The sequence below is a fragment of the Streptomyces sp. YS415 genome (assembly GCF_023544665.1).
Taxonomy (GTDB): domain Bacteria; phylum Actinomycetota; class Actinomycetes; order Streptomycetales; family Streptomycetaceae; genus Streptomyces.
Genome location: NZ_JAMJFL010000013.1, coordinates 221,987 through 241,708, shown reverse-complemented (window position 1 = coordinate 241,708; position 19,722 = coordinate 221,987). Strand labels below are relative to the sequence as shown.

Sequence of the window (19,722 nt, the reverse complement as noted above, 5' to 3'; positions counted from 1 at the left end):
CGGCCGGCTCGCTCACCGCGCAGCCGCAAGCGCTTGAGTGCCATGCAGCTCGTACGGACCAGAGCGGTGACTGGGCGTCCGGGCTGCATGGCACTTAGCGGCGTGTTCGCCGACGAACCACTACCAGCGGCCGAGCCTGGCGGACCGCCGCACCCGCAGGTTTACACGCGTCACCCTCCATGCTCACCGAGTGACGTGAGTCACAGCGCCAAAGCCTAGTGCTCACTAAGTGTTGGGATTCATCATCGAGCGCACGGCTGAAACGTTTCCGTCGTGTTGCGGCCACCTGGCCCTTCCCTTGACGGCGCTGCCCGCACCCCCACCTGCGCCCGGCTCATTCCTGAAAGGAGCGGACTCGTGACATCGACGTCAGCGAGCCCCTCGCTCGATGCAGCACCCGCCCGGCATGGCCAGAAGTGGACGCCACGACTTGTGGGCGTACTGATCGCCCTGATCTGGCCCACGCAGCTGCTGGTGACGGTGGGCATCCTCGGCTCCAACGCCACCGCGGACGTGGCACAGAGTTTCCACACGACGCAGGTGGCCTGGTTCTCCCTCATCGTGACGCTGGTCTCCGCCCTGCTGAGCCCGTTCGTCATCAAGCTGGGCGACCTGTACGGCAAGAAGCGGATCATGCTCGGCATGATTGCCCTCGGCATCGTGGGAGACGTCATCGCCGCCACCGCGGGCAGCTTCGAAATGGTGCTGGTCGGCCGCGGTCTGGCCGCCTGCTACGGCCCGTTCCCGGCGCTCGCCTTTCCCGCGGTGCGCGACATCTTTCCCGGCCGGCTGGTCAAGTCCGCCAGCGGCATCCTGGGCAGCAGCCTCGGCCTGGTCGCTCTCGGCTCGCCCTTCCTCGCCGGCTGGCTGATCGACGACTGGGGCTACAAGGGCGCCCTGTGGTTCCTGGCCGGCGCCACCACCGTCTCCTTCGTCCTCGTGGCGACGCTCGTGCCCGAGACCCCCAAGCACGCCTTCGACTCCGGCTTCGACTGGCTCGGTGGCATCGTCCTCGGCAGCGGCCTGGCCATCCTCGTCTACGCCGTGGGACAGGGGCAGTCCTGGGGCTGGGGCAGCGTCAAGACGCTGGCCTGGCTCGCCGCCGGCGCGGCCGCCCTGGCCGGCTTCCTCCTCGTGGAACGGGCGAGCAGCCACCCCATCCTGGACCTGGGGGTCCTGCGCCGCCGCGCGGTAGCGACGACCGTCGTCTCCGGCGCCCTCGCGCAGGCGGCCGCCTACACCGCCCCCGTCGTCGCCATCCTGCTGGCGCTGTATCCGCACATCCCCGGCGTCTCGGCCGGCTTCGGCTGGACCGCCCAGCACAGCGCCACGGTCGGCGTCACCTGGAATCTGCTGCTGTTCGTCACCGGCCTGGTCGCCAGCCGCTTCCTGCGCGGGGTCGACACCCGCCTCATCTGGTGGGCCGGTGTCGCCATCATGGGCCTCGGCTACCTGCTGGCCGGCCTCCACCACGACGGCGCGGTCCAGCTGACGTGGACGATGTGCGTGGCCAGCCTGGGCAGCGGCCTGGTCGTCGCCGCCGCGCCGGTACTGGTCGTCGGTGCCGTCTCCCCGGACGAGCAGGGCCTGGGCAGCGGCATGCTCACCATGCTCACCCACGTCTTCGGCGCGATGTTCGGCGCCGCGATGTTCGCCGCCCTCGCCGCCGACAGCACGGTCCTCGATGGCACCGCGTTCTACGGCGACAGCGGCTACACCTGGGCCTTCTGGGTCGGCGCCCTGTTCAGCGCGGTGGCCCTCGCCGTCGGCCTGCTCATCCCCCCGCTGCGCGAACCAGAGGAGGAGGCCGAAGAGGCACCCTCCGCAGCCTGACGCACCCCCGTCCTGGTCCGGCCCGGCCACGCCCCGCGTGCGCCGGGCCCTGAGAAAGGCATCCATGTCGCACCACCCTTGGACCGCCCAGGTCATCAGCCCTCGCCCGCCAAAGGACGTTCCGTCCGGCGACACGGCGGCCCGCCCGGCCGCCCTCCTGCGCGGCGAGTTCGCCGTACGGCCGGGCGTGCGAGCGGCCCGGCTGACGGTCACCGCGCTGGGCGTCTACGAACTGCACCTCAACGGCAGCGTGGTGGGCGACCACGTCCTGGCACCGGGCTGGACCAGCTACCGCCACCGCCACCGCTTCCACTCCTTCGACGTGACCGGGCTGCTGCGCACCGGCGCCAACGCCTGGGGCGCCCACCTCGCGGACGGCTGGTACCGGGGCCGGCTCGGCTTCAACGGCGGTACCCGCGACATCTACGGCCCGGACACCGGCCTCCTCGCCGAACTGCGCGTGGAGTACGCCGACGGCACGGCCGAGACCGTCACCACCGGCCCCGACTGGCGCGCCTGCCACGGCCCGGTGCTCTCCGCCGGCCTGTACGAGGGCGAGCACCACGACGCGCGCCGCGAACCCACCGGGTGGAGCGAGCCCGGTTTCGACGACCGTGCCTGGCACCCGGTGCGCGTACTGGACTTCGACACCGCCGTCCTCTTCCCCGCCGACAGCCCGCCCGTCCGCCGGATCGAGACCGTCCGGCCCGTCGCGGTCACCGCGCTGCCCGGCGGCCGCACCCTGCTGGACTTCGGACAGAACCTCGTTGGGCGCCTGCGCCTCCGGGTGCGCGGCGAGGCCGGCCGCACGATCACCCTGCGCCATGCCGAAGTCCTCGATCCGGATGGCGAGCTGTGCGTGCGGCCGCTGCGCACCGCCGTCGCCACCGACCGGTACACCCTGCGCGGCGACGCGGAAGCCGAGGAGTGGGAGCCGCGCTTCACCTTCCACGGCTTCCGCTACGCCGAGGTCGACGGCTGGCCCGGCACGGTGACGCCCGACGACATCACGGCGGTCGTCCTCCACAGCGACCTGCGCCGCGCCGGCTGGTTCTCCTGCTCCGACCCCGCCCTGCAGCGGCTGCACGACAACGTCGTGTGGGGCATGCGCGGCAACTTCCTCGACGTACCCACCGACTGCCCGCAGCGCGACGAGCGCCTCGGCTGGACCGGCGACGTGCAGGTCTTCGCCCCCACGGCCGCGTTCCTGTACGACGTGCGCGCCTTTCTGCGGTCCTGGCTGCGCGACCTGGCCGCCGACCAGGGCGAGGACGAGCACGGCATTCCACCGGTGTTCACCCCCGACATCCCGGTCATCGCCGACGTCCCGCTGCCGCCCGGCAACCCGCCGATGGCCGGCTGGTGCGACGCCGCCGTCATCGTGCCCTGGGTGCTGTACGAGCGGTACGCCGACACCGACGTGCTGCGCGTCCAGTACCCCTCGATGCGGGCGTGGGTCGACGCCGTCGAGGAGATCGCCGGGCCGGACCGGATCTGGGGCGAGGGCTTCCAGTTCGGCGACTGGCTGGACCCCACGGCCCCTCCCGAGGACCCCGGCCGGGCCGTCACCTCCTCCAGCCTCGTCGCCACCGCCTACTTCGCCCGCTCCGCCCGCCTGCTCGCCCGCAGCGCCGAAGTCCTCGGCGACCTCGACGACGCGGTGCGCTACGACACCCTCGCCGACGCGGTGCGCGACGCCTTCCGCGACCGCTTCCACGCCGGCGGCGGCCGGCTGACCGAGGAGACGCAGACCGCGTACGCGCTGGCCCTGAGCTTCGACCTGCTGCGGGAGCCGGCCGAGCGGGCCGCCGCCGGTGACCGGCTCGCCGCCCTGGTCGCCGCCCGCGGCCACCGCATCGGCACCGGCTTCCTCGGCACCCCGCTGGTGTGCGACGCGCTCACCGCCACCGGGCACCTGGACACGGCGTACCGGCTGCTGCTGGAGCGGTCCTGCCCGTCCTGGCTCTACCAGGTGGAGATGGGCGCCACCACCGTCTGGGAACGCTGGGACAGCATGCTGCCCGACGGGCAGATCAACCCTGGTGAGATGACCTCCTTCAACCACTACGCGCTGGGCGCGGTCGCGGACTTCCTGCACCGCACGGTCGCCGGTCTCGCCCCGGCCACGCCCGGCTACCGCCGCCTGCTGGTCAAGCCCCGCCCCGGCGGCGGCCTGACCTGGGCAAAGGCCGCGCACGAAACGCCGTACGGCCGCGCCGAGGTCTCCTGGCGGATCTCCGGGCCCTCCCTGCACGCCGACCTTCTCGTGCCGCCCGGCACCACCGCCGAGGTCCGCCTGCCGGGCGCCGAGCCCGTCGAGGCCGGACCGGGCCGCCACAGCTTCCACATCCCGTACCCCATCCCCACGGCCGCCGAGGAGCAGCAGTGACCCACCCCTACCAGGGCCCCGCCCGCAGCGTGCCCGAGCGCGTCGCGGACCTGCTGCCCCGCATGACCGTGCAGGAGAAGGCCGGGCTCGTCTTCCACCATGCGATCGGCCCCGCCCCGCAGGCCGCACCCGCCGGGCGCACCGCCGAGCAGATGCTCTCCGAGAGCGGGATGACGCACTTCAACGTCCTGGGCGCCGCCTCCCCGCGCGAGATGGCCGCCTTCCACAACCGGCTTCAGGAACACGCAGCCAACACCCGGCTGGGCATCCCGGTCACCCTGTCCACCGACCCGCGGCACGCCTTCACCGACAACCCCGGCACCGCGATGATGGCCGGACCGTTCTCCCAGTGGCCCGAGACGCTGGGACTCGCGGCCGTCGGCGACGCCGAGCTGGTGCGCCGGTACGCGGACACCGTGCGCCGCGAGTACCTGGCCGTGGGCCTGCGCGTCGCGCTGCACCCGCAGATCGACCTGGCCACCGAGCCGCGCTGGGCCCGCATCTCGGGCACGTTCGGCGAGGACGCCGACCTGACGTCCCACCTGGTCGCCGCGTACATCGAGGGCCTGCGCGGACCGGGCGGCGCCCTCGGCCCCGACAGCGTCGCCGCGATGGTCAAGCACTTCCCGGGCGGCGGCCCGCAGAAGGACGGCGAGGACCCGCACTTCCCCTACGGCAAGGAGCAGGTCTACCCGGGCGGCTTCTTCGACTACCACCTCAAGCCGTTCGAAGCGGCCATCGCCGCCGGGGCGACCCAGATGATGCCGTACTACGGCAAGCCCGTCGGCACCGACCACGAGGAGGTCGGCTTCGGCTTCAACAAGGACATCATCACCGGCCTGCTGCGCGACAAGCTCGGCTTCGACGGCATCGTCTGCACCGACTGGGGCCTGGTCACCGACCAGCTCGTCATGGGAGAACCCCACCTGGCCCGCGCCTGGGGCGTGGAGGACCTGACCCCGGCCGAACGCATCCTGCGCATCTTCCACGCCGGCGCCGACCAGATCGGCGGCGAGTCCTGCTCCGAACTGGTCGCCGACCTCGTCCGGCACGGACAGCTGGAGGAGTCCCGCCTGGACGCCTCAGCCGCCCGGCTGCTCGCCGAGAAGTTCCGCCTCGGCCTGTTCGACCAGCGGCGCTACGTCGACGTGGACGCGGCCGAGGCCGTCGTCGGCCGCACCGACTTCCGCGCCGCCGGCCAGGCAGCCCAGCGCCTCGGCCTCACCCTGCTCAAGAACAGCGACGCCGTGCTGCCGCTGACCGGGACCCCGCGCCTGTACGTCGAAGGCGTCGACCGCGCCGTCGCCGCCGAGTACGCCTCGCTCGTCACCGACCCCGCCGACGCCGACCTCGCGGTGCTGCGTCTGGCCACCCCGTACGAGCCGCGCCCCGGTCTGTTCGAGTCCTTCTTCCACGCGGGGCGGCTCGACTTCGACGAGGACCGGCTCAAGGAGATCCTCACACTGCTGGACACGGTGCCCACCGTGGTCGCCGTCCACCTGGAGCGGCCGGCCGTCATCCCGGAGATCGCCGACCGCTGCGCGGCACTGCTCGCCGCGTTCGGTGCGGGCGACCAGGCACTGCTGGACGTACTGTTCGGCCGGGCCGAGCCCCGGGGACGGCTGCCGTTCCAGCTGCCGCGGTCGATGGCCGAGGTCAGGGCCGGGCGGCCGGACGTGCCGCAGGAAAGCCGCGACCCGCTGTTCGCCTTCGGCCACGGCCTGCGCTACGCCCCGCGGGACTGAACCGGGGCGCGGTTCGGACCGGGCCGGTTCGGACCCGGCCCCCTCACAGCCCCTTGCCGTCGGCCGAGATCGTCCGCAACAGGCGGTCCAGATGCGAACGCGCGACCCCGGCGACGTCGAAGGAACGGCCGCTGGCCAGCCACTGCAACCGCAACCCGGCGTCCACGGCCGCGCACTCCCGCGCGATCGCCTCGTGGTCGAGATCGGGCTTGAGCTCACCGGCCTCGCTCGCCGCGCGCAGCCGGTCGGTGAGCTCCCTGACCCCCTTCTCCTGCCACTCGGAGAAGAAGTCGTGAGCGGGGTGGCCCTCCGCGGTGGCCTCCGCGGCGAGCACCACGGACAGCTCGACGATGCCCGGCATGCGCAGCGCCTCCTCCATGTCCTCGACATGGCACCGGAACGCGTCCCGCACGGAGCCGGTCACCCGCAGCCACCGCTCGTCCATCTGGTGGTGCCAGTACTCGACGACCGCCTGAAGCAACTGCTGCTTGCCCCCGAAGTGGTGCAACAGCCCCGCGTCAGTGAGGCCGGCGTCCCGCGCGACCCGGGCGAGCGAGGTGTTGTGGTAGCCGTCCTGCCCGAACCGGCGCATGGCCGCTTCCAGGATCTGCGGTCGCCTCGCCTGCCCCGCCGCGTATGAGCCACGCGGCCCTCTAGGTGTCCCCATGGCACCACCGTAATGGGCCGCGTGTCCCACTCACGATCAGCCCCGGCTACGGGAGGCAGTCACCGCTGAGATCGCGGCTCACTGTTACACGTGGTGCTGGGGTGCGACCGGGACTACGTGGGTCCCTCCTCGCCCGCTGTCCGGACGACGCCGATCACAGGCAAGAGGTCTGCGCTATCCGGTCGCCAATGCGGCCTCCGCGAACATCCGGTGATAGAGCGGCGCGAACCCGTCCGCGATCCACATGCGCGCCAGCACCTCATTCGCGGGCACCAGTTGGCGCGCGGTCATCTCGAACCTCGGCTCCCACGGATCGAGTCTCACCTGCGCGAGCCAGTGCGAGCGGACCAGCACCACACCCGCCTCCGGTCCTTGGAGGCACGCGCCGCGGCTGTAGCCGAGCAGACGCGCGTCGACCACCGTGGCACAGGCCTCCTCCTCGACCTCACGTCGCAGTGTGGCGTACCAGTCCTCACCCGGCTCGGGCCGCCCGCCGGGCAGACCCCACCGCGAGCCGTCACCGGTGACCAGGACAATGTGGTCCTGGACGAGGCAGACCCCGGCCGACCCGTGCCAGGTGCCGGGCGGAGGATCCGGCGGCGGGTACCAGCCCGCCCGCCACTCATGACCGTCGCTGACGACCGACCACTCGACACCGTCCTCGGCAATATCCACCCGATCAGATTGCACATGGTCGGCCGAACGGCCAAGCCCTGCACCTCTCTTCACGGCACCTCAGAGCACATCGTCGAGGAGTCCGAAGCCTTCAGGGAATCCTGCAGAAACTCCCGCCGCGCGGACGGCGCCGTGACGAGTACACGGGCATCAAGGCGGACTCCCAGCAGGTCACGGCAGCAGAGACTGGCCATCGCACCACACGCCACTGACATCGCCCCATGAGAGCCGGGGCGGCTTGCCTTGCCAGTTGCCGAGCCTGCTGGTTGGTTGGTCGGCGTGACCTTCCTCGGACCTGTCGCCTGGCCACCTGCCCCGATCAGGACTGAACGGCTCGTGCTCCGAGAGCCCAAGGCCCAAGACCGTTCAGCGTTCATCGAGTTGCTCGCCTCGCCGGGGGTGCACACCTACCTCGGCGGCCCGCGCCGCCGCGACGAACTCGAGTGCGAGACGCCTGAGGTGCCCGAGCAGTGGCCGGGGAGCTTCGTCGTCGATCTCGGCGGAGCGATGATCGGCCAGATCCTGCTCAGGAGGGCAACGGCACATCGCCGCCCGCCTGCTGCGGGGAAGGCCGATCTCGGCTACCTGTTCCTGCCGCGGGCGTGGGGGTTCGGGTATGCCACCGAGGCATGCGCGGCGGCACTTGATTGGTTCGACGGTGTCCTTCCCGGTGAACCGGTGGTGCTCACCACCCAGAGCGCCAACGTCCGCTCCATGCGCCTCGCGGCAAGGCTGGGGTTCACCGAGGTGGAGCGGTTCCAAGCCTGGGACGCCGAGCAGTGGCTCGGCATGCGCGGTGCAGCCGAAGACCGATGCCGTACACCCTCCCTCCGGTAGGTTCAGGTGGCGGCGTGTGCGCTGTCCGGTGCGGCGGCTTCGGTGGAGTGCGGCTTCTGCACGCCCCGCCCGCGCGTACGGTCTATCTCGCGCCATTCCGGCCGTAGTCCAGCCAGGTTTGTGGTGAGGAAGTAGAGGACACCGCAGGCGAGCAGCACCGGCACGAGTCCGAGGGCGGTCACCGCCGCCCCCGCGAGCAGCCCGCCGAGAGGGATGCCTGCCCAGGCCAGCGAGTCACCGAGTGCGTTGACCCGGCCCAGCATCCGGCGCGGTACGCGCTCGACGAGGACGGCTCCCAGCACCGGGTTGAGGAAGCCGGCCCCGAACCCGCTGAACGCGAAGACGGCCAGGACCGCCCACAAGGGGGCGTCGAAGGCGAGGACCAGGAACCTCGGTGCCCCGGCCATCAGGAACCCGGTGAGAAGCACCAACCGGCGCCGCAGCCGGTGCGCGACCACTGCGGCGATCAGGCTCCCGCCGACCGCCGCTGCCCCCATCACACTGCCCGTCAGGCCGATCGCGGCCGGCCCGTTGCCGGACTCCCTGGCCCAGACGGGTACGAGCACCGAGGCGAACGCCGCGTCCAGCAGGTTGGTGATGGCGACCATCACGATGACGGTGAGCAGCAGCGGTTCGCCGCGCAGGAAGGCGAAGCCCTCGCCGAACCGGCGCCAGTAACCCGGGCCCGTTCCTTGCGCCGGTGAGGGGGCTTCCTCGACGGCGCGTCCCATGCCGCGGGGCAGCGCGAGTTTGATGATCACAGATCCGAGTGCGAAGCAGCCCGCGTTGACGGCGAGCCCTGTGAGCGGACCAAGCAGCGCCACCAGGGATCCGCCGATCGCCAGGCCGACGGTGGCGGCGAGCCGCTCGGTCACGCCGGCCAGACCGGTGGCCCGCTCCAGTGGCACCATGCCGCGCTCGGCTGCCTCCGGGACCATCACCTCCTTGGCCAGGTCGCCGGGCCCCCGGGCCGCACCGATCAGCGCGACCAGAATCAGCAGAAGGGGAAAGGAGAGCAGGTCCAGGGCGTGCAGCAGGGGAACCGCGGCGGCGGCGGTCGCGCTGGCGAGATCGGTGGTCCAGGAAACGACCCGCGGCCCGATCCGGTCCACCAGCGGTCCGGTGAACGCCTTGACCACCACGTAGGGAGTCATCTCGCAGAAGGCGACCAGTCCGGTCTGGGTGGGGCTGCCGGTGGTGACGAGGACGAACCAGGGCAGCGCCACGATGGAGATCCGGGTGCCGGTCAATGACACGGCCATGGCCGCCAGTACGCCGCCCAGCGGCCGTAAGGACCTCTTGGCGGGTATGCCGTCGGCCTCCCAGGCTTCGCCGGTCATGACGTCGAGCCTCCTTCCTCCTCCTGAGGGTCAAGGGGGAGCGACGACGGGGCAGGCGCGTCCAGTTCGGGCAGCATCTGCGTGATCACGGCGATGCGTTCGGCGCCCTCGGGGGCACTGGCCGCGGTCTCCGGTGTGTCTCGCCGGTAACGCGCGATGACGTCCCGCAACTCCCGGTCCAGGGCGGCTGCTTCCTCGGGCGTGAGGCGCAGGGCCCAGTCACTCATGTCGAAGGTGTTCCGCCATGCGGAGGGCATGGTCTGAAGCCCGTTCAGGGTCTGCTGAATGCGCAGGTTGTAGATGGATGCGACGGACTGCAGGTAGGCCAGTGCGGCCTGAGGCTCCCGCTCGGCCAGTTCCGGATCGTTGAACCAGGTCGTCCGGTGCACCGAGCGCCACCAGCGCTCCCGCGCGTTGCCGCGTTCGGTGTCCTCCTCGACGAAACCGGCCGCGCCGAGCTGTCGCAGGTGGTAGCTGGCCGTACCGGAGTTCACGCCCAGCCGCTCTGCGAGGCGGGTGGCGGTCGAGGGGCCGTACTTCCGCAGCAGTCCGACCAACTGCACGCGCACCGGATGCGCCAGGGCACGCAGCCCTTTGGCATCCAGAACAACCGCGTCCTCTTCACCGTCCGGGCCGCCCGGCCTCACATGGGGGTCAGTCATACCACCCCACACTAGACCGCGAAGACTTCTTCGCAAAGATTCCTTCGCGAAGAAGTCTTCGCGGTTGCGGTCCGGGGGGTCGCGGTGGATCGGTAATGACAATGAGGGCGTCCCCACCCGCCAATCCGCGCAGCGGCCCAAGGCCTTGAGCTGACGGCTACGGTCAGACGACCTCACCGTCCATGCCAGCCAGCAGCGCACCTACCTTTCGGTCATCCCGTCACTTCCACAGCAGCGCCCGGCTCCGGCCGGGTCCGCATGCCCCAGCGGGCAATGGAGGGGCCGGCAGCCCCCAACGCTGCGAAGAACAACGCGAGCAGCAGCCAGCCCGCAGTGCCCAAGCCGAGCACCACCGTGGTGAGGATCGCGGGGGCAAGAGCCTGGCCCGCGCTGAAGCCGAGGCCGAGGACCCCTTGGTACTGGCCCTGGGCGTGGTCGGGAGCAAGGCCGAAGCCCAGGGCGAAGCCCCCCGAGGACTCCCAGACCTCCGCCAGGCTATGGACGAAGATCGCTGCCAGGACCAGTCCCACTGCCGCCCAGACCGGGGTGTGTGCAGCCAGCGCCATCATCGGGCAGCTGACGAGGAAGAGCAGCCCCGCGGTACGAAACGCCCTGCCACCGTCGTGCAGGGTTTCGACACGGGAGCCGATCCGGGTCTGCATCAGTACGCAGAAGGCCGAATTGACGGCGAACACGACGGCCACCGTCCAGCGCGGCGCTTCGGTGTGCTCGGAGATCCAGATCGGCAGGAGCAGGGAGACGACCGGGTACTGCAATCCCATCGCCCCGTAGAGGGCGGTGAACGTCAGGAACGGCCGGTCTGCGAAAGCGAGCCAGCGACGCTGCTGCGGCGGTGCGGCCAGCACCGGATAGCGGGGCAGCAGGAGCAGCAGCACCGCGCACAGGGCGAAGCTCGCCGCGTTGCCCAGGATCAGCGCGACATAGGCGCCCCGGGTGTCCGCTGCCAGCGCCAGTCCGGCGCCCACCGTTCCGAGGATGACGCCCAGGTTGACGAAGGTGCGCAACTTCGCCCGGAACAGGGCCGGGCGAGCACCACCCACCCGGACCACCAGAGCGCCCCAGGCCGCCCCTCCGGCCGCCGCGGCGATCTGGTCGACCGTCGCGATGATCGTGAGCGCGGCCCAGCTCTCGACGAGGACGAGGGCGGCCATCGACACCGCCTGAACCGCGAGGGCCAGCATCATGATCGTGCGCGCCCCGCGCCGGTCGGCCAGATGCCCTCCGGGTATCCCCGCGGACAAGCCGACCAATCCGGCGATGGTGAGGGCGACGCCGACCTGTACCGCGGGCAGGCCCACGACCAAGGTGAAATAGAGAGCCGACGCCGCGTTGAACAGACCGTTGCCGACCCGGTTGACGAAACTGGCGGCGATCAGGACGCGCTCCGGCCTGCTGACCCCCGCCATGCGGCTTATTCGGCCTGCCAGATCGCGCTTGATCATGGACGGCAGGCTAGCAGCGGCCGCAGAACCCGCAGCAAGACCGCGTGCCTTGAGCACGGGGCTCTAATCGATTGCGGAGGCAGTCGACGGCCCGGCATCGTTCGGGACGTCAACCGCTCTGGTGGGCACACGTGCTGAGGAGGAACGTCCGTGGCTGTCATCCCCGGGCAACGTCTGGCTCTTCTCGGGGGTGGCTTCTCGACGGACGACGATGGCCTGTTGGACGACTGGGTGCTCGGTCACGCACGCGCTTCTCGGCCCAAAGTGTGCTTCGTGCCCACGGCCAGCGGCGATGCGCCCGCCTATCTCGACCGCTTCTTCTCCGCGTTCCGGTCACGCGCCTGTGAGCCCAGCGTCTTGCCCCTGTTCCGGAGAGAACTCGATGACGCCGCGCTGCGCAGGTTCCTGCTCTCTCAGGACGTCGTGTACGTCGGGGGCGGCAACACCGCGAACCTGCTGGCAGTCTGGCGTGCACACGGCGTCGACCGGCTGCTGTGCGAGGCCTACGATCGCGGCACCTTGCTGTGCGGTATCAGCGCCGGCGCCAACTGCTGGGCCGAAGGGTCGCATACCGACTCCTTCGGACCGCTGACGTATCTGCCGGATGGGCTGGGCCTGCTGCCCGGCTCGGTCTGCCCGCACTACGACAGCGAACCGGGCCGCCGCTCCTCCTACAAGGCAGCTGTGTCCACCGGTGCGCTGCCCGCCGGGTGGGCGCTGGAGGACGGGGCGGGCGCCCTCTTCACGAACGGCCTCCTGACGGAAACGGTGACCCGCACGCCGCGGGCACGCCTGTATCGGGTCGAGCCGGATGGGGAATACGGAGCCACGGAGCGAGCTTTGCCGTGCCGCTTGCTCCCTGAAGCACCATGAACACCCCCAGTGCCTTACGGCAGTTGCGGAGGCGAGAGGACGCGTAACCCGTCCCTGCGGACCCCGGTGAGCAGCAGCGCATTCATCCGAGAACTGCGGGCACTCTGAACTCCATGACCTCGCGGGTTCAGTCGAACTACTGCCTCACCGACGCGACAGGAGATGCGTGTGCCTCGTCGGCGTCACCGGCAAGCACACTTATGCCGACGGCCCCACCGGCCCGAAGGCGGTCTCCTCCCACGCCTTCTTGGCGTAGCAGTTGACAGGGGCTGTGCGTGATTCATCACCTCACGAGGGTCAGGCATCTGATGGAAACCACGCAGCGGAAGCTCAAATCGGCAAGGGCGGCCTTGTGGCTCACGTTTAACATTGCCCTGCTTCTCAACTTGATCGAGGCTTGGTGGGACCCTGACGGGCAGCCGTGGCTGATCCTGCGCATCACGGTATCGATCTTGTTCGGCACCGCCCTGGTGGGCTACGTCCTATTGTGGCTGCTTAACCGCCGCAGTGATCCTTCTGACTGCCAGTTGCAGTGACTTCTACGCGCGGGTCGGCGGCAGACTCGAGCCGGAGGGCGACCGCATGGTGCTGTGTGACGGCTACCGCCTTATCGCCGTCCACGCCGCACTCGGCCACGCGTTGGCCGCGGCTCCCGTACTGGCGGAGAACGCGCCGGTAGGGGAGCTGGTCTTCGCCGGGGACGACACGCTCGTGACGGCGGGGCGGCCCGGGGGCTGGTGCTGTGGTCGCTGGACGCCGACGGGATGGGGCCCGTGCCCGCCCACAACACCCAATGCTGTCGCAGCTGTGTGCGGTCCCGGCCTGGGACGTGGTCGGCGTCACGCCGGCTCCGAGGACAGGATCCTCTTCTACGCCCCGTAGAGGGGTCTCGCCCCGGTCGACGCCCCACCCGCGATCGTTGGCTCCGCCTGTCGCCGAGCGCGCGGCTCTGCCGCGGTGTTTCGCCCTCGTGTTCGTTCGGTTCCGCCCTTTCCCCGCCCCATTGTCAGGAAGAACGATCCGCACACAGACGGGTCGCAAGATCACAATGACTGCGATTCCTACTCCGTGACGAACGGCGTATACCCAACCGGGACCTCGCTCACCTGGAGGTCGGAGAAGAGCAAGGTCAGGTTGTGCGCGTTGGTCTCAATGCGCACCTCGTGGAAGTCGATTCCAAGGGCCTTCGACCAGCGTCGGGTGGCCTCCGACTCGGGGAGGAGCTTCGCTCCCGGATAAAGGCAGTGCCACTTCACTCCCCAGACGTATCCGTCGAGGTCGACACCGGTTTCGTGGTCGATGAGCCGGTCGTCCAAAGACACCCGCCAGGTCTCCGCCGACACTGACGTCTCGCACCGCGCCTCGACGCAGTACCTGAAGAGGTAGCGCAGATGCGACGGCGTGATGCCGGTACGGGGATCAGCCGTCGCGTAGACGATGACCTCGTAGTCGCGCATGTAATTGGTGTATCCATGGTGTACGACAGCGTGATCGAAGGCCTCGTCCAGCATTTGTTCAAGTACGGCGGTATCCATGCCGCCCTTCTACCTCAGTCGACGAGACTTTCGACAACGAGATTCGCAGGTGTCGGCCGCCGTTGCCTCAGAGATCGTCCGGACAAAGTCCTACTGGGAGTGGCGGTTGACCGCGTCGATGAGCTGGTCGATGTCTTGCGGAGTGTGGGAGAAGGCGGTGACGAAGCGGACGGTTCCGGGCTCCCAGCGGTCGTGGTAGAAGACGTAACCCTCAGCCAGGAGGCCTTCGGTGACGTGCTGGGGGAGACGGCAGAAGAGGATGTTCGCTTGGGGCGTGGCCAGGAGGTTCGTGCCGGGGATGGCTTTGAGGCCGTCGGCGAGCCGGATGGCCATCGCGTTGGCCTGGCGCGCGTTGTGCAGCCACAGGTCGTCGGTGAGGTAGGCGTCGAGCTGGGCGGTGTGGAAGCGCATCTTGGAGGCGAGCTGGCCGGCTCGCTTGGTGCGGAAGGCGAGTTCGGTGGCGAGTGCGGGGTCGAAGGAAATGATGGCGTCGGCGGTCATCGAGCCGTTCTTGGTGGCGCCGAAGGACAGGATGTCGATGCCGGCCTTCCAGGTCATCTCGGCCGGGGTGGTATTGAGGTGGTCCAGGGCGTTGGCGAAGCGGGCACCGTCCATGTGGACGCGAAGTCCGGCGTCCTTGGCGATGGCGGACAGTCGGCGGATCTCCTCAAGGGTGTAGACGCTGCCGCTTTCGGTGGCTTGGCTGATGCTCATCGCAGAGGGCTGCACGCTGTGCACGTCACCGGTCCGTCGGCGAACCGCCTTCTGCAGCGCGTCGGGATCGATCTTGCCGTCGGGCCCCGGGACACCGATGAGCTTGGCGCCGCCGGTGAAGAATTCCGGAGCACCGCATTCGTCGTGGTTGATGTGGCTGTCGGGGTGGGAGAGGACGCTGCCCCACGGCGGGGTGATGACGGCCAGGCTCAGGCCGTTGGCGGCTGATCCAGTGGAGACCGGGAAGACGTCGACGGCTCGTTCGAAGATTTCGCCGAACCTGCGGCGGGCGCTGTCCGTGTAGGGGTCGTTGCCGTAGGGCAGGACCTGGCCGGTGGCCGCGTCGGCGACGGCCTGGGCTATCTGCGGGGACGCCCCGGCCATGTTGTCGCTGATGAAGGCACGGCCGGAGGGGATGACGGCGGGGGCGGGGCTCACGAGGGGAGTTCCTTGGTCTCAGGTGCTGATGGGGGAGGCGAATACGACAGTGATGTCCACTGCCTCGGTGCCGGTCCGGTAGAAGTGAGGGGCATCGCCGGCGAAGGCGAGCATGTCGCCCGGGCCCAGATCCTGCGGCGCGTCGACGGGGCCGGCGGTGACCTGCCCGGTGGCGATGAGCAGGTGCTCGATCGTGCCGGTGGCGTGGGGGACGCCGGTCAGCTCCGTCTCGGGCGGGATGCGTAGCCGCCAGATCTCCAGGCTGTTGCCGCTGCTGATGCGGCGCAGCAGTTCCCGGGCGACCTCGCCCGGCTCGGCATGCGTGCCCGGCCGGTAGACCGGGCCGGTGTCGGCATCGCGCGCCAGCAGGTCCGCAATCGGAATGCGCAGCGCGACGGCGATCGCGTCCAGCGTGTCGATCGTCGGGTTGCCTTTGCCTGCCTCCAGCTGCGACAGCGTGGCCTTGCTCAGTCCTGCCCGCCGGGCCATCTCCGCGGCGCTCATGCCCCGCTGCTGGCGGCGCAGACGGATCTTCGCGCCGACCGCGGCCGCAGTGCTGCTCACCGGCTGCCTGCCGGACCCGGATGACGCGGCCATCAGTGGCTCCCGTGGGTGGCGCTGTAGGACACGCGGATGCGGCCCTTTTTCACCTTGAGCGTCGGCAGGACCACCTCGGCCAGTGCGCCGAGGCTGCGCAGATGGGTGCCTCCGCACGGCGCGGCATGCAGTGCGTCCAGGTGCACCACGCGCCGCCCCTCACCCTCGTACCGCGCGAAGACGGGCAGATCCTCGGCTATCGCGGCGGCCACCGCGGCCCGCAGAGCGGCGGTGGCCTCCTCCCGTCCCTCAGGGTCGGCCAACCTGGCGTCCGACTGCGGCATCCGGAACTCGATGCGGGCCTGGCTGGGGAAGTGGTTGTTGCTGACCATCTCCCACCCCTGACGGCGTCCGACCGCCTCGACCAGGTGACCGGCCGTGTGCAGCGCGGCGTGTGTCATTCGCGAGCGCATGTCGATCCGCGTCCGCACCGACTGCCCCACGGTGACAGGCGGCAGAGCGTCGCCCTCGGGCGCGACCAGGACGACCAGGGCTGATTCGGGATCCCGCACGGGGATGACGTCGGCATCCGCCAGCCACCCTCGGTCGGCGGGCTGGCCCCCGCCCTGCGGATGGAACAGGCAGTGCTCGACGGCCGCCCACGGCAGTCCGTCTCTGTCACCGACCATGATCACCCGCGTGTCCACGTGCTCTCTATAGGTGTCATCGAGATACGTGCTGACCTGAGCGCCTGCTTGACGCACCCCACCCAAATGAACCATACGTTCACTATAACGAACTGCACCGGTAAGATGAACCCATCGTTCATCATAATGAACGATGGGGCATCACAGGGGAGACGGACCCCTGCGCCGGACGTCACCGCTCCCGGTCCGTGCCTGCGCGCTCTCGTTTCCTTCCGCGCAGTGGGGCACCAGCGCCACCGCCACGGCCGGGATCGCGGCGAGTACCAGCCACGGCACGGCGGCCGGGAGGCCGAGGTCCAGGAGGGACCCGGTGGCGGAGCTGCCGATGAGGACGATCAAGCCGGAGACGGAGGACAGGGCGCCGGTGTAGAGGCCGAGGCGTCCATCCTCGGCGAGGTCGGGGACCCAGGCGCGGGCGGCCGGGACGATCAGCATCTGTCCCAGGGTGAGCAGGAGGACGTGCCCGGCGGCGGGCAGCAGCCCCGCGATGCCCGTCCAGCCGGCGGGGCGCCCGGCGGCGACGACCAGGAACCCCGCGGCCACCAGAAGCAGGCCGGCAGTCATGGAGCGGCGCAGGTCGAGCCGGTCACCGGCCCAGCGGGTGACGGGGAGCTGGGCGAGGACGACCAGGAGGGACGAGAGGGCGAACAGCCAGGACAGGGCCGACTGGGATCCCGTCACGCGCTGCACCTCGTCGGGCAGGGCGAGGTAGAGCTGGTTGTAGGCGAGCAGGTAGGTGCCGTAGGCGCAACACAGGGCAAGGAAGCGGCGGTTGCGCAGCAGCGCGCGCAATCCGCCGCGCTGCAGGGTGCGGACTCGGCCGGGTATGTGCTGCGGCATCAGGCGCATGTGGCCGACGAGGGCGAGTACGAAGACCCCGGCCCCGGCGAGGCAGGCGGTACGGAAGTCCACGGCGAGGAGCAGGGCGCCGAGCAGCGGCCCGACGAAGGCTCCTGCCTGTCCGGCGGCGGAGAAGAGGGCCAGTACGCGGGTACGGGGGCCGTGGCCTGCCGCCTCCCACACCACGGCCTGCCGGGCGACCTCCGACTCCACGGCCGGGGAGAACAGTGCGGCGGCGAACCCGATCAGCAGCACCGCTGCGATCACCGCCCAGGTCTGCTGCGCGTATCCGAGCCAGGCGAACCCGGCGATGCGCAGCACGCACCCGGCGAGGACGACCGGGCGTACGCCGTGGCGGTCGACGAGCCAGCCGCCGACCACGAACAGGCCCTGCTGGCTGAAGGTGCGCAGTCCGAGGACGAAGCCGACCATCCAGCCCGCCATGCCGATGGCGGTGCCGAGGTGTGCGGCGAGGAACGGCAGGACGGCGTAGAAGCCGATGTTGAAGGCGAGTTGGGTCAGGATCAGCAGCCGCAGCAGCGGGGAGAGGTGCTTCCAGGTCCGTTCGCGCGGGGACTTCGCGGTGAGAGGGCGGGGGTGTGTGCGGGGGAGCAGGCCGGTCATGGTGTTTTCGTGGGGGAGGCGGATACGGCGATGAGCGGGGTGTCGGTACGCGGAGGCGGGGTCGCCGTGACCGAAGGGGCGGGCGAGCCGGGTCGTGAGCCCGGCGGACGTTTCGGCTTGTGGCGGGGCAGACGGACACCGCCCGCCGCGGTCACGGCGAGTGCGCCGAGGAGGGCGAGGGCGGCGGCGGGGGCGAGGACGGCCCAGGGGGCGCGTTCGGCGTACGGCTGGTTCTCGGCGAGCAGCAGGCCCCACTCGGGGCAGGGCGGCTGGGATCCGAGGCCGAGGAAGCCGAGGGCGGCCAGGCCCAGGGCGATGCCGGGCAGCCGGAGCAGGGCGTGGCGGACGACGGGTGGCAGGACGGCGGGGAGCAGTTCGTGCCGCAGCAGGTACCAGCGGCCGGCGCCGAGAGCGCGGGTCGCGGCCAGGTGGAGGGTGGCGCGCTCCTGTCGCAGGAGGGAGGAGACGTGGGTGGCCAGAGGGGCCCAGGCGACGACGCCGATGGCGAGGGCGGGTGTCCAGGGGCCGCTGCCCGCGATGCCGGTGACGAGGAGGGCGGCAAGCACCGGTGGTATGGCGTTGACGGTGTCGACCAGGGGTGCGGACAGGCGGGGGAGCAGGCCCAGCAGGACGCCGGTCAGCAGGACGGCGGCGCTGACCGCGAGCGCGGCGCCGAGGGTGTCGAGTGCGCCGTGCGCGACGCGGGCGAGGACGTCACGGCCGAGCGCGTCGGTGCCGAAGGGGTGTGAGACGGAGGGGGATTGAAGCTTGTCGGTCGTGTCCAGGGCGAGCGGGTCGCGGGGCAGGCCGAGGCCGATGACGCCGGCGAGCAGCAGCGCGTAGACGAAGGGGACGGCGCGCGGGGCGGGCGGGGCGGGCCGGTGCAGGGAGTGCAGGGCGCCGTCGCGCAGCGCCGGCCCGGTCAGTCGGCGCACGCCGAGCCGGGCCAGTACGGCCGCCGCTGCCGCGAGCGCGGTGAGCGCGAGCGTGCCGGTCTGCAGGACGGGCAGGTCCTGGGCGAGCGCCGCACGCAGGGTGAGCCGGCCGAGCCCCGGGATGTCGAAGATCTGCTCGACGGCGACCGAGCCGCCGGTCAGGCCGACCACGAACAGTCCCACGTTGGGCAGCAGTGTGGGCACGCAGCGGCGCAGTGCCTGCCGTGCGGTGGAAGCCGGCGGTATGCCGCGCGCGGCGGCGGCCAGCGCCCACGGTTCGGCGAACGCCGCGGGCAGCAGGTCGTCCAGCATGCGCCCGAGGACGGCACCGGCGGGCAGGCCGAGGGCGAGTGAGGGCAGGATCAGCCACTGGGGGCCGTACCAGCCGAGGGCGGGCAGCCAGCCCAGCTGTACGCCGACGACCGAGGCCAGCACGGAGGCGATGAGGAACTCCGGGAGCGCGGCCAGCACCGCCGATCCGGTACCGCCGGGGCCGCGGGTGCCGAGGCGGCGCCGCGAGCCGAGCCACAGGGTGCGGGCGCACACCGCCGCGACGGTGGCCAGGGCGATGACGACGGCCCCGGCCATCAGCAGCAGGGACGCTCCGAGGGCCTGTGCGGCGGCGGGCAGCACCTCGGTGTCCGACACCCAGGACCGGCCCGCGTCCCCGCGCAGCAGACCGCCGAGCCAGCGGCCGAGCAGTGCCGGCGGGCCGTCGTCCAGGCCGAGTTCGTCCCGGATGGCCCGCAGCGTCTCGGGAGTGGGATCGCGCTCCGCCGAGCGGGCCTTGAGCACGGTCAGCGCCGGGTCCGTGCGCGACAGCCACGGCAGCAGGCCGATCGCGCACACCAGTCCGCCCGTCAGAAGGCCCCGCCACAGCAGGGCGGCGGCAAGGGGCCGGGCCAAGG

At 71.0% G+C, this 19,722-nt stretch carries 17 protein-coding genes; 6 read left to right on the top strand and 11 right to left on the bottom strand.

What is annotated here, in order from left to right; translation table 11 throughout:
- Positions 1-357 precede the first annotated feature (357 nt).
- The 3 genes from M8H82_RS19255 (at position 358) to M8H82_RS19245 (ending at position 5,967) form a co-directional block, all read left to right on the top strand.
- On the top strand, positions 358-1,833 hold the full coding sequence (locus M8H82_RS19255) for an MFS transporter (RefSeq protein ID WP_250075712.1): 1,476 nt from the start codon (positions 358-360) through the stop codon (positions 1,831-1,833).
- 64 nt (positions 1,834-1,897) lie between these two features.
- Positions 1,898-4,222: a glycoside hydrolase family 78 protein gene (locus M8H82_RS19250; RefSeq protein WP_250075708.1), complete on the top strand. Its 2,325-nt coding sequence runs from the start codon at positions 1,898-1,900 to the stop codon at positions 4,220-4,222.
- Positions 4,219-5,967, top strand: a complete 1,749-nt coding sequence (locus M8H82_RS19245; protein WP_250075706.1) for a glycoside hydrolase family 3 protein — start codon at positions 4,219-4,221, stop codon at positions 5,965-5,967. The genes M8H82_RS19250 and M8H82_RS19245 overlap by 4 nt, the downstream gene beginning before the upstream one ends.
- A gap of 43 nt (positions 5,968-6,010) precedes the next feature.
- On the opposite strand, the gene M8H82_RS19240 is transcribed toward M8H82_RS19245, so the two are convergent.
- Together M8H82_RS19240 and M8H82_RS19235 are read right to left on the bottom strand one after the other, a co-directional pair.
- A complete protein-coding gene (locus M8H82_RS19240; protein ID WP_250075704.1) occupies positions 6,011-6,634 on the bottom strand; it encodes a TetR/AcrR family transcriptional regulator in 624 nt (207 codons plus the stop codon).
- A 174-nt stretch (positions 6,635-6,808) separates the two neighbouring features.
- Positions 6,809-7,309 carry an NUDIX domain-containing protein gene (locus M8H82_RS19235; RefSeq protein WP_250075702.1) on the bottom strand — a complete coding sequence of 167 codons (501 nt, stop codon included), beginning with the start codon at positions 7,307-7,309 and terminating at the stop codon, positions 6,809-6,811.
- A gap of 279 nt (positions 7,310-7,588) precedes the next feature.
- Between M8H82_RS19235 and M8H82_RS19230 the strand changes: the two genes are divergently transcribed.
- Complete coding sequence (locus tag M8H82_RS19230) at positions 7,589-8,146, top strand: GNAT family N-acetyltransferase (RefSeq protein WP_250075700.1); 558 nt, start codon at positions 7,589-7,591, stop codon at positions 8,144-8,146.
- 2 nt (positions 8,147-8,148) lie between these two features.
- On the opposite strand, the gene M8H82_RS19225 is transcribed toward M8H82_RS19230, so the two are convergent.
- The 3 genes from M8H82_RS19225 to M8H82_RS19215 all read right to left on the bottom strand — a co-directional run bounded on the left by M8H82_RS19225 (position 8,149) and on the right by M8H82_RS19215 (position 11,611).
- Positions 8,149-9,486, bottom strand: coding sequence for an MFS transporter (locus tag M8H82_RS19225; protein ID WP_250075699.1), 1,338 nt, complete (start codon positions 9,484-9,486; stop codon positions 8,149-8,151).
- Positions 9,483-10,148, bottom strand: a complete 666-nt coding sequence (locus M8H82_RS19220) for a transcriptional regulator (RefSeq protein WP_250075697.1) — start codon at positions 10,146-10,148, stop codon at positions 9,483-9,485. The genes M8H82_RS19225 and M8H82_RS19220 overlap by 4 nt, the downstream gene beginning before the upstream one ends.
- 212 nt (positions 10,149-10,360) lie before the next feature.
- Complete coding sequence (locus tag M8H82_RS19215) at positions 10,361-11,611, bottom strand: MFS transporter (protein ID WP_250075695.1); 1,251 nt, start codon at positions 11,609-11,611, stop codon at positions 10,361-10,363.
- Positions 11,612-11,761: 150 nt separating this feature from the next.
- Between M8H82_RS19215 and M8H82_RS19210 the strand changes: the two genes are divergently transcribed.
- The gene (locus M8H82_RS19210; RefSeq protein ID WP_250075693.1) at positions 11,762-12,484 is read left to right on the top strand and encodes a peptidase E; all 723 of its coding nucleotides are present in this window, start codon (positions 11,762-11,764) and stop codon (positions 12,482-12,484) included.
- A gap of 308 nt (positions 12,485-12,792) precedes the next feature.
- The gene (locus M8H82_RS19205; RefSeq protein ID WP_250075691.1) at positions 12,793-13,020 is read left to right on the top strand and encodes a hypothetical protein; all 228 of its coding nucleotides are present in this window, start codon (positions 12,793-12,795) and stop codon (positions 13,018-13,020) included.
- Positions 13,021-13,545: 525 nt separating this feature from the next.
- Here M8H82_RS19205 and M8H82_RS19200 read toward each other — a convergent pair.
- The 6 genes from M8H82_RS19200 to M8H82_RS19175 form a co-directional block, all read right to left on the bottom strand.
- Positions 13,546-14,019 carry a hypothetical protein gene (locus M8H82_RS19200; protein WP_308293265.1) on the bottom strand — a complete coding sequence of 158 codons (474 nt, stop codon included), beginning with the start codon at positions 14,017-14,019 and terminating at the stop codon, positions 13,546-13,548.
- A gap of 90 nt (positions 14,020-14,109) precedes the next feature.
- On the bottom strand, positions 14,110-15,171 hold the full coding sequence (locus tag M8H82_RS19195; protein ID WP_308293264.1) for a low specificity L-threonine aldolase: 1,062 nt from the start codon (positions 15,169-15,171) through the stop codon (positions 14,110-14,112).
- A gap of 18 nt (positions 15,172-15,189) precedes the next feature.
- Complete coding sequence (locus M8H82_RS19190) at positions 15,190-15,768, bottom strand: helix-turn-helix domain-containing protein (protein WP_250075687.1); 579 nt, start codon at positions 15,766-15,768, stop codon at positions 15,190-15,192.
- The gene (locus M8H82_RS19185; protein WP_250075685.1) at positions 15,768-16,415 is read right to left on the bottom strand and encodes a metal-dependent hydrolase; all 648 of its coding nucleotides are present in this window, start codon (positions 16,413-16,415) and stop codon (positions 15,768-15,770) included. Before M8H82_RS19185 ends, M8H82_RS19190 begins: the two co-directional genes overlap by 1 nt.
- Positions 16,416-16,556: 141 nt before the next feature.
- Positions 16,557-17,879 (bottom strand): MFS transporter, encoded by a 1,323-nt coding sequence (locus M8H82_RS19180; protein WP_250075683.1) that lies wholly within the window; start codon positions 17,877-17,879, stop codon positions 16,557-16,559.
- Entirely contained in the window at positions 17,876-19,720 is a 1,845-nt protein-coding gene (locus M8H82_RS19175; protein WP_250075680.1) for an ABC transporter permease subunit, read from the bottom strand. The genes M8H82_RS19180 and M8H82_RS19175 overlap by 4 nt, the downstream gene beginning before the upstream one ends.
- Positions 19,721-19,722: the final 2 nt, after the last annotated feature.

Excerpts from the sequence above, each read along its gene's own strand:
- M8H82_RS19215 (WP_250075695.1), bottom strand. The coding sequence starts at position 11,611 with ATGATCAAGCGCGATCTGGCAGGCCGAATAAGCCGCATGGCGGGGGTC.
- M8H82_RS19190 (WP_250075687.1), bottom strand. The coding sequence starts at position 15,768 with ATGGCCGCGTCATCCGGGTCCGGCAGGCAGCCGGTGAGCAGCACTGCG.
- M8H82_RS19240 (WP_250075704.1), bottom strand. The coding sequence starts at position 6,634 with ATGGGGACACCTAGAGGGCCGCGTGGCTCATACGCGGCGGGGCAGGCG.
- M8H82_RS19250 (WP_250075708.1), top strand. The coding sequence starts at position 1,898 with ATGTCGCACCACCCTTGGACCGCCCAGGTCATCAGCCCTCGCCCGCCA.
- M8H82_RS19205 (WP_250075691.1), top strand. The coding sequence starts at position 12,793 with ATGGAAACCACGCAGCGGAAGCTCAAATCGGCAAGGGCGGCCTTGTGG.
- M8H82_RS19220 (WP_250075697.1), bottom strand. The coding sequence starts at position 10,148 with ATGACTGACCCCCATGTGAGGCCGGGCGGCCCGGACGGTGAAGAGGAC.
- M8H82_RS19225 (WP_250075699.1), bottom strand. The coding sequence starts at position 9,486 with ATGACCGGCGAAGCCTGGGAGGCCGACGGCATACCCGCCAAGAGGTCC.
- M8H82_RS19200 (WP_308293265.1), bottom strand. The coding sequence starts at position 14,019 with ATGGATACCGCCGTACTTGAACAAATGCTGGACGAGGCCTTCGATCAC.
- M8H82_RS19180 (WP_250075683.1), bottom strand. The coding sequence starts at position 17,879 with ATGACCGGCCTGCTCCCCCGCACACACCCCCGCCCTCTCACCGCGAAG.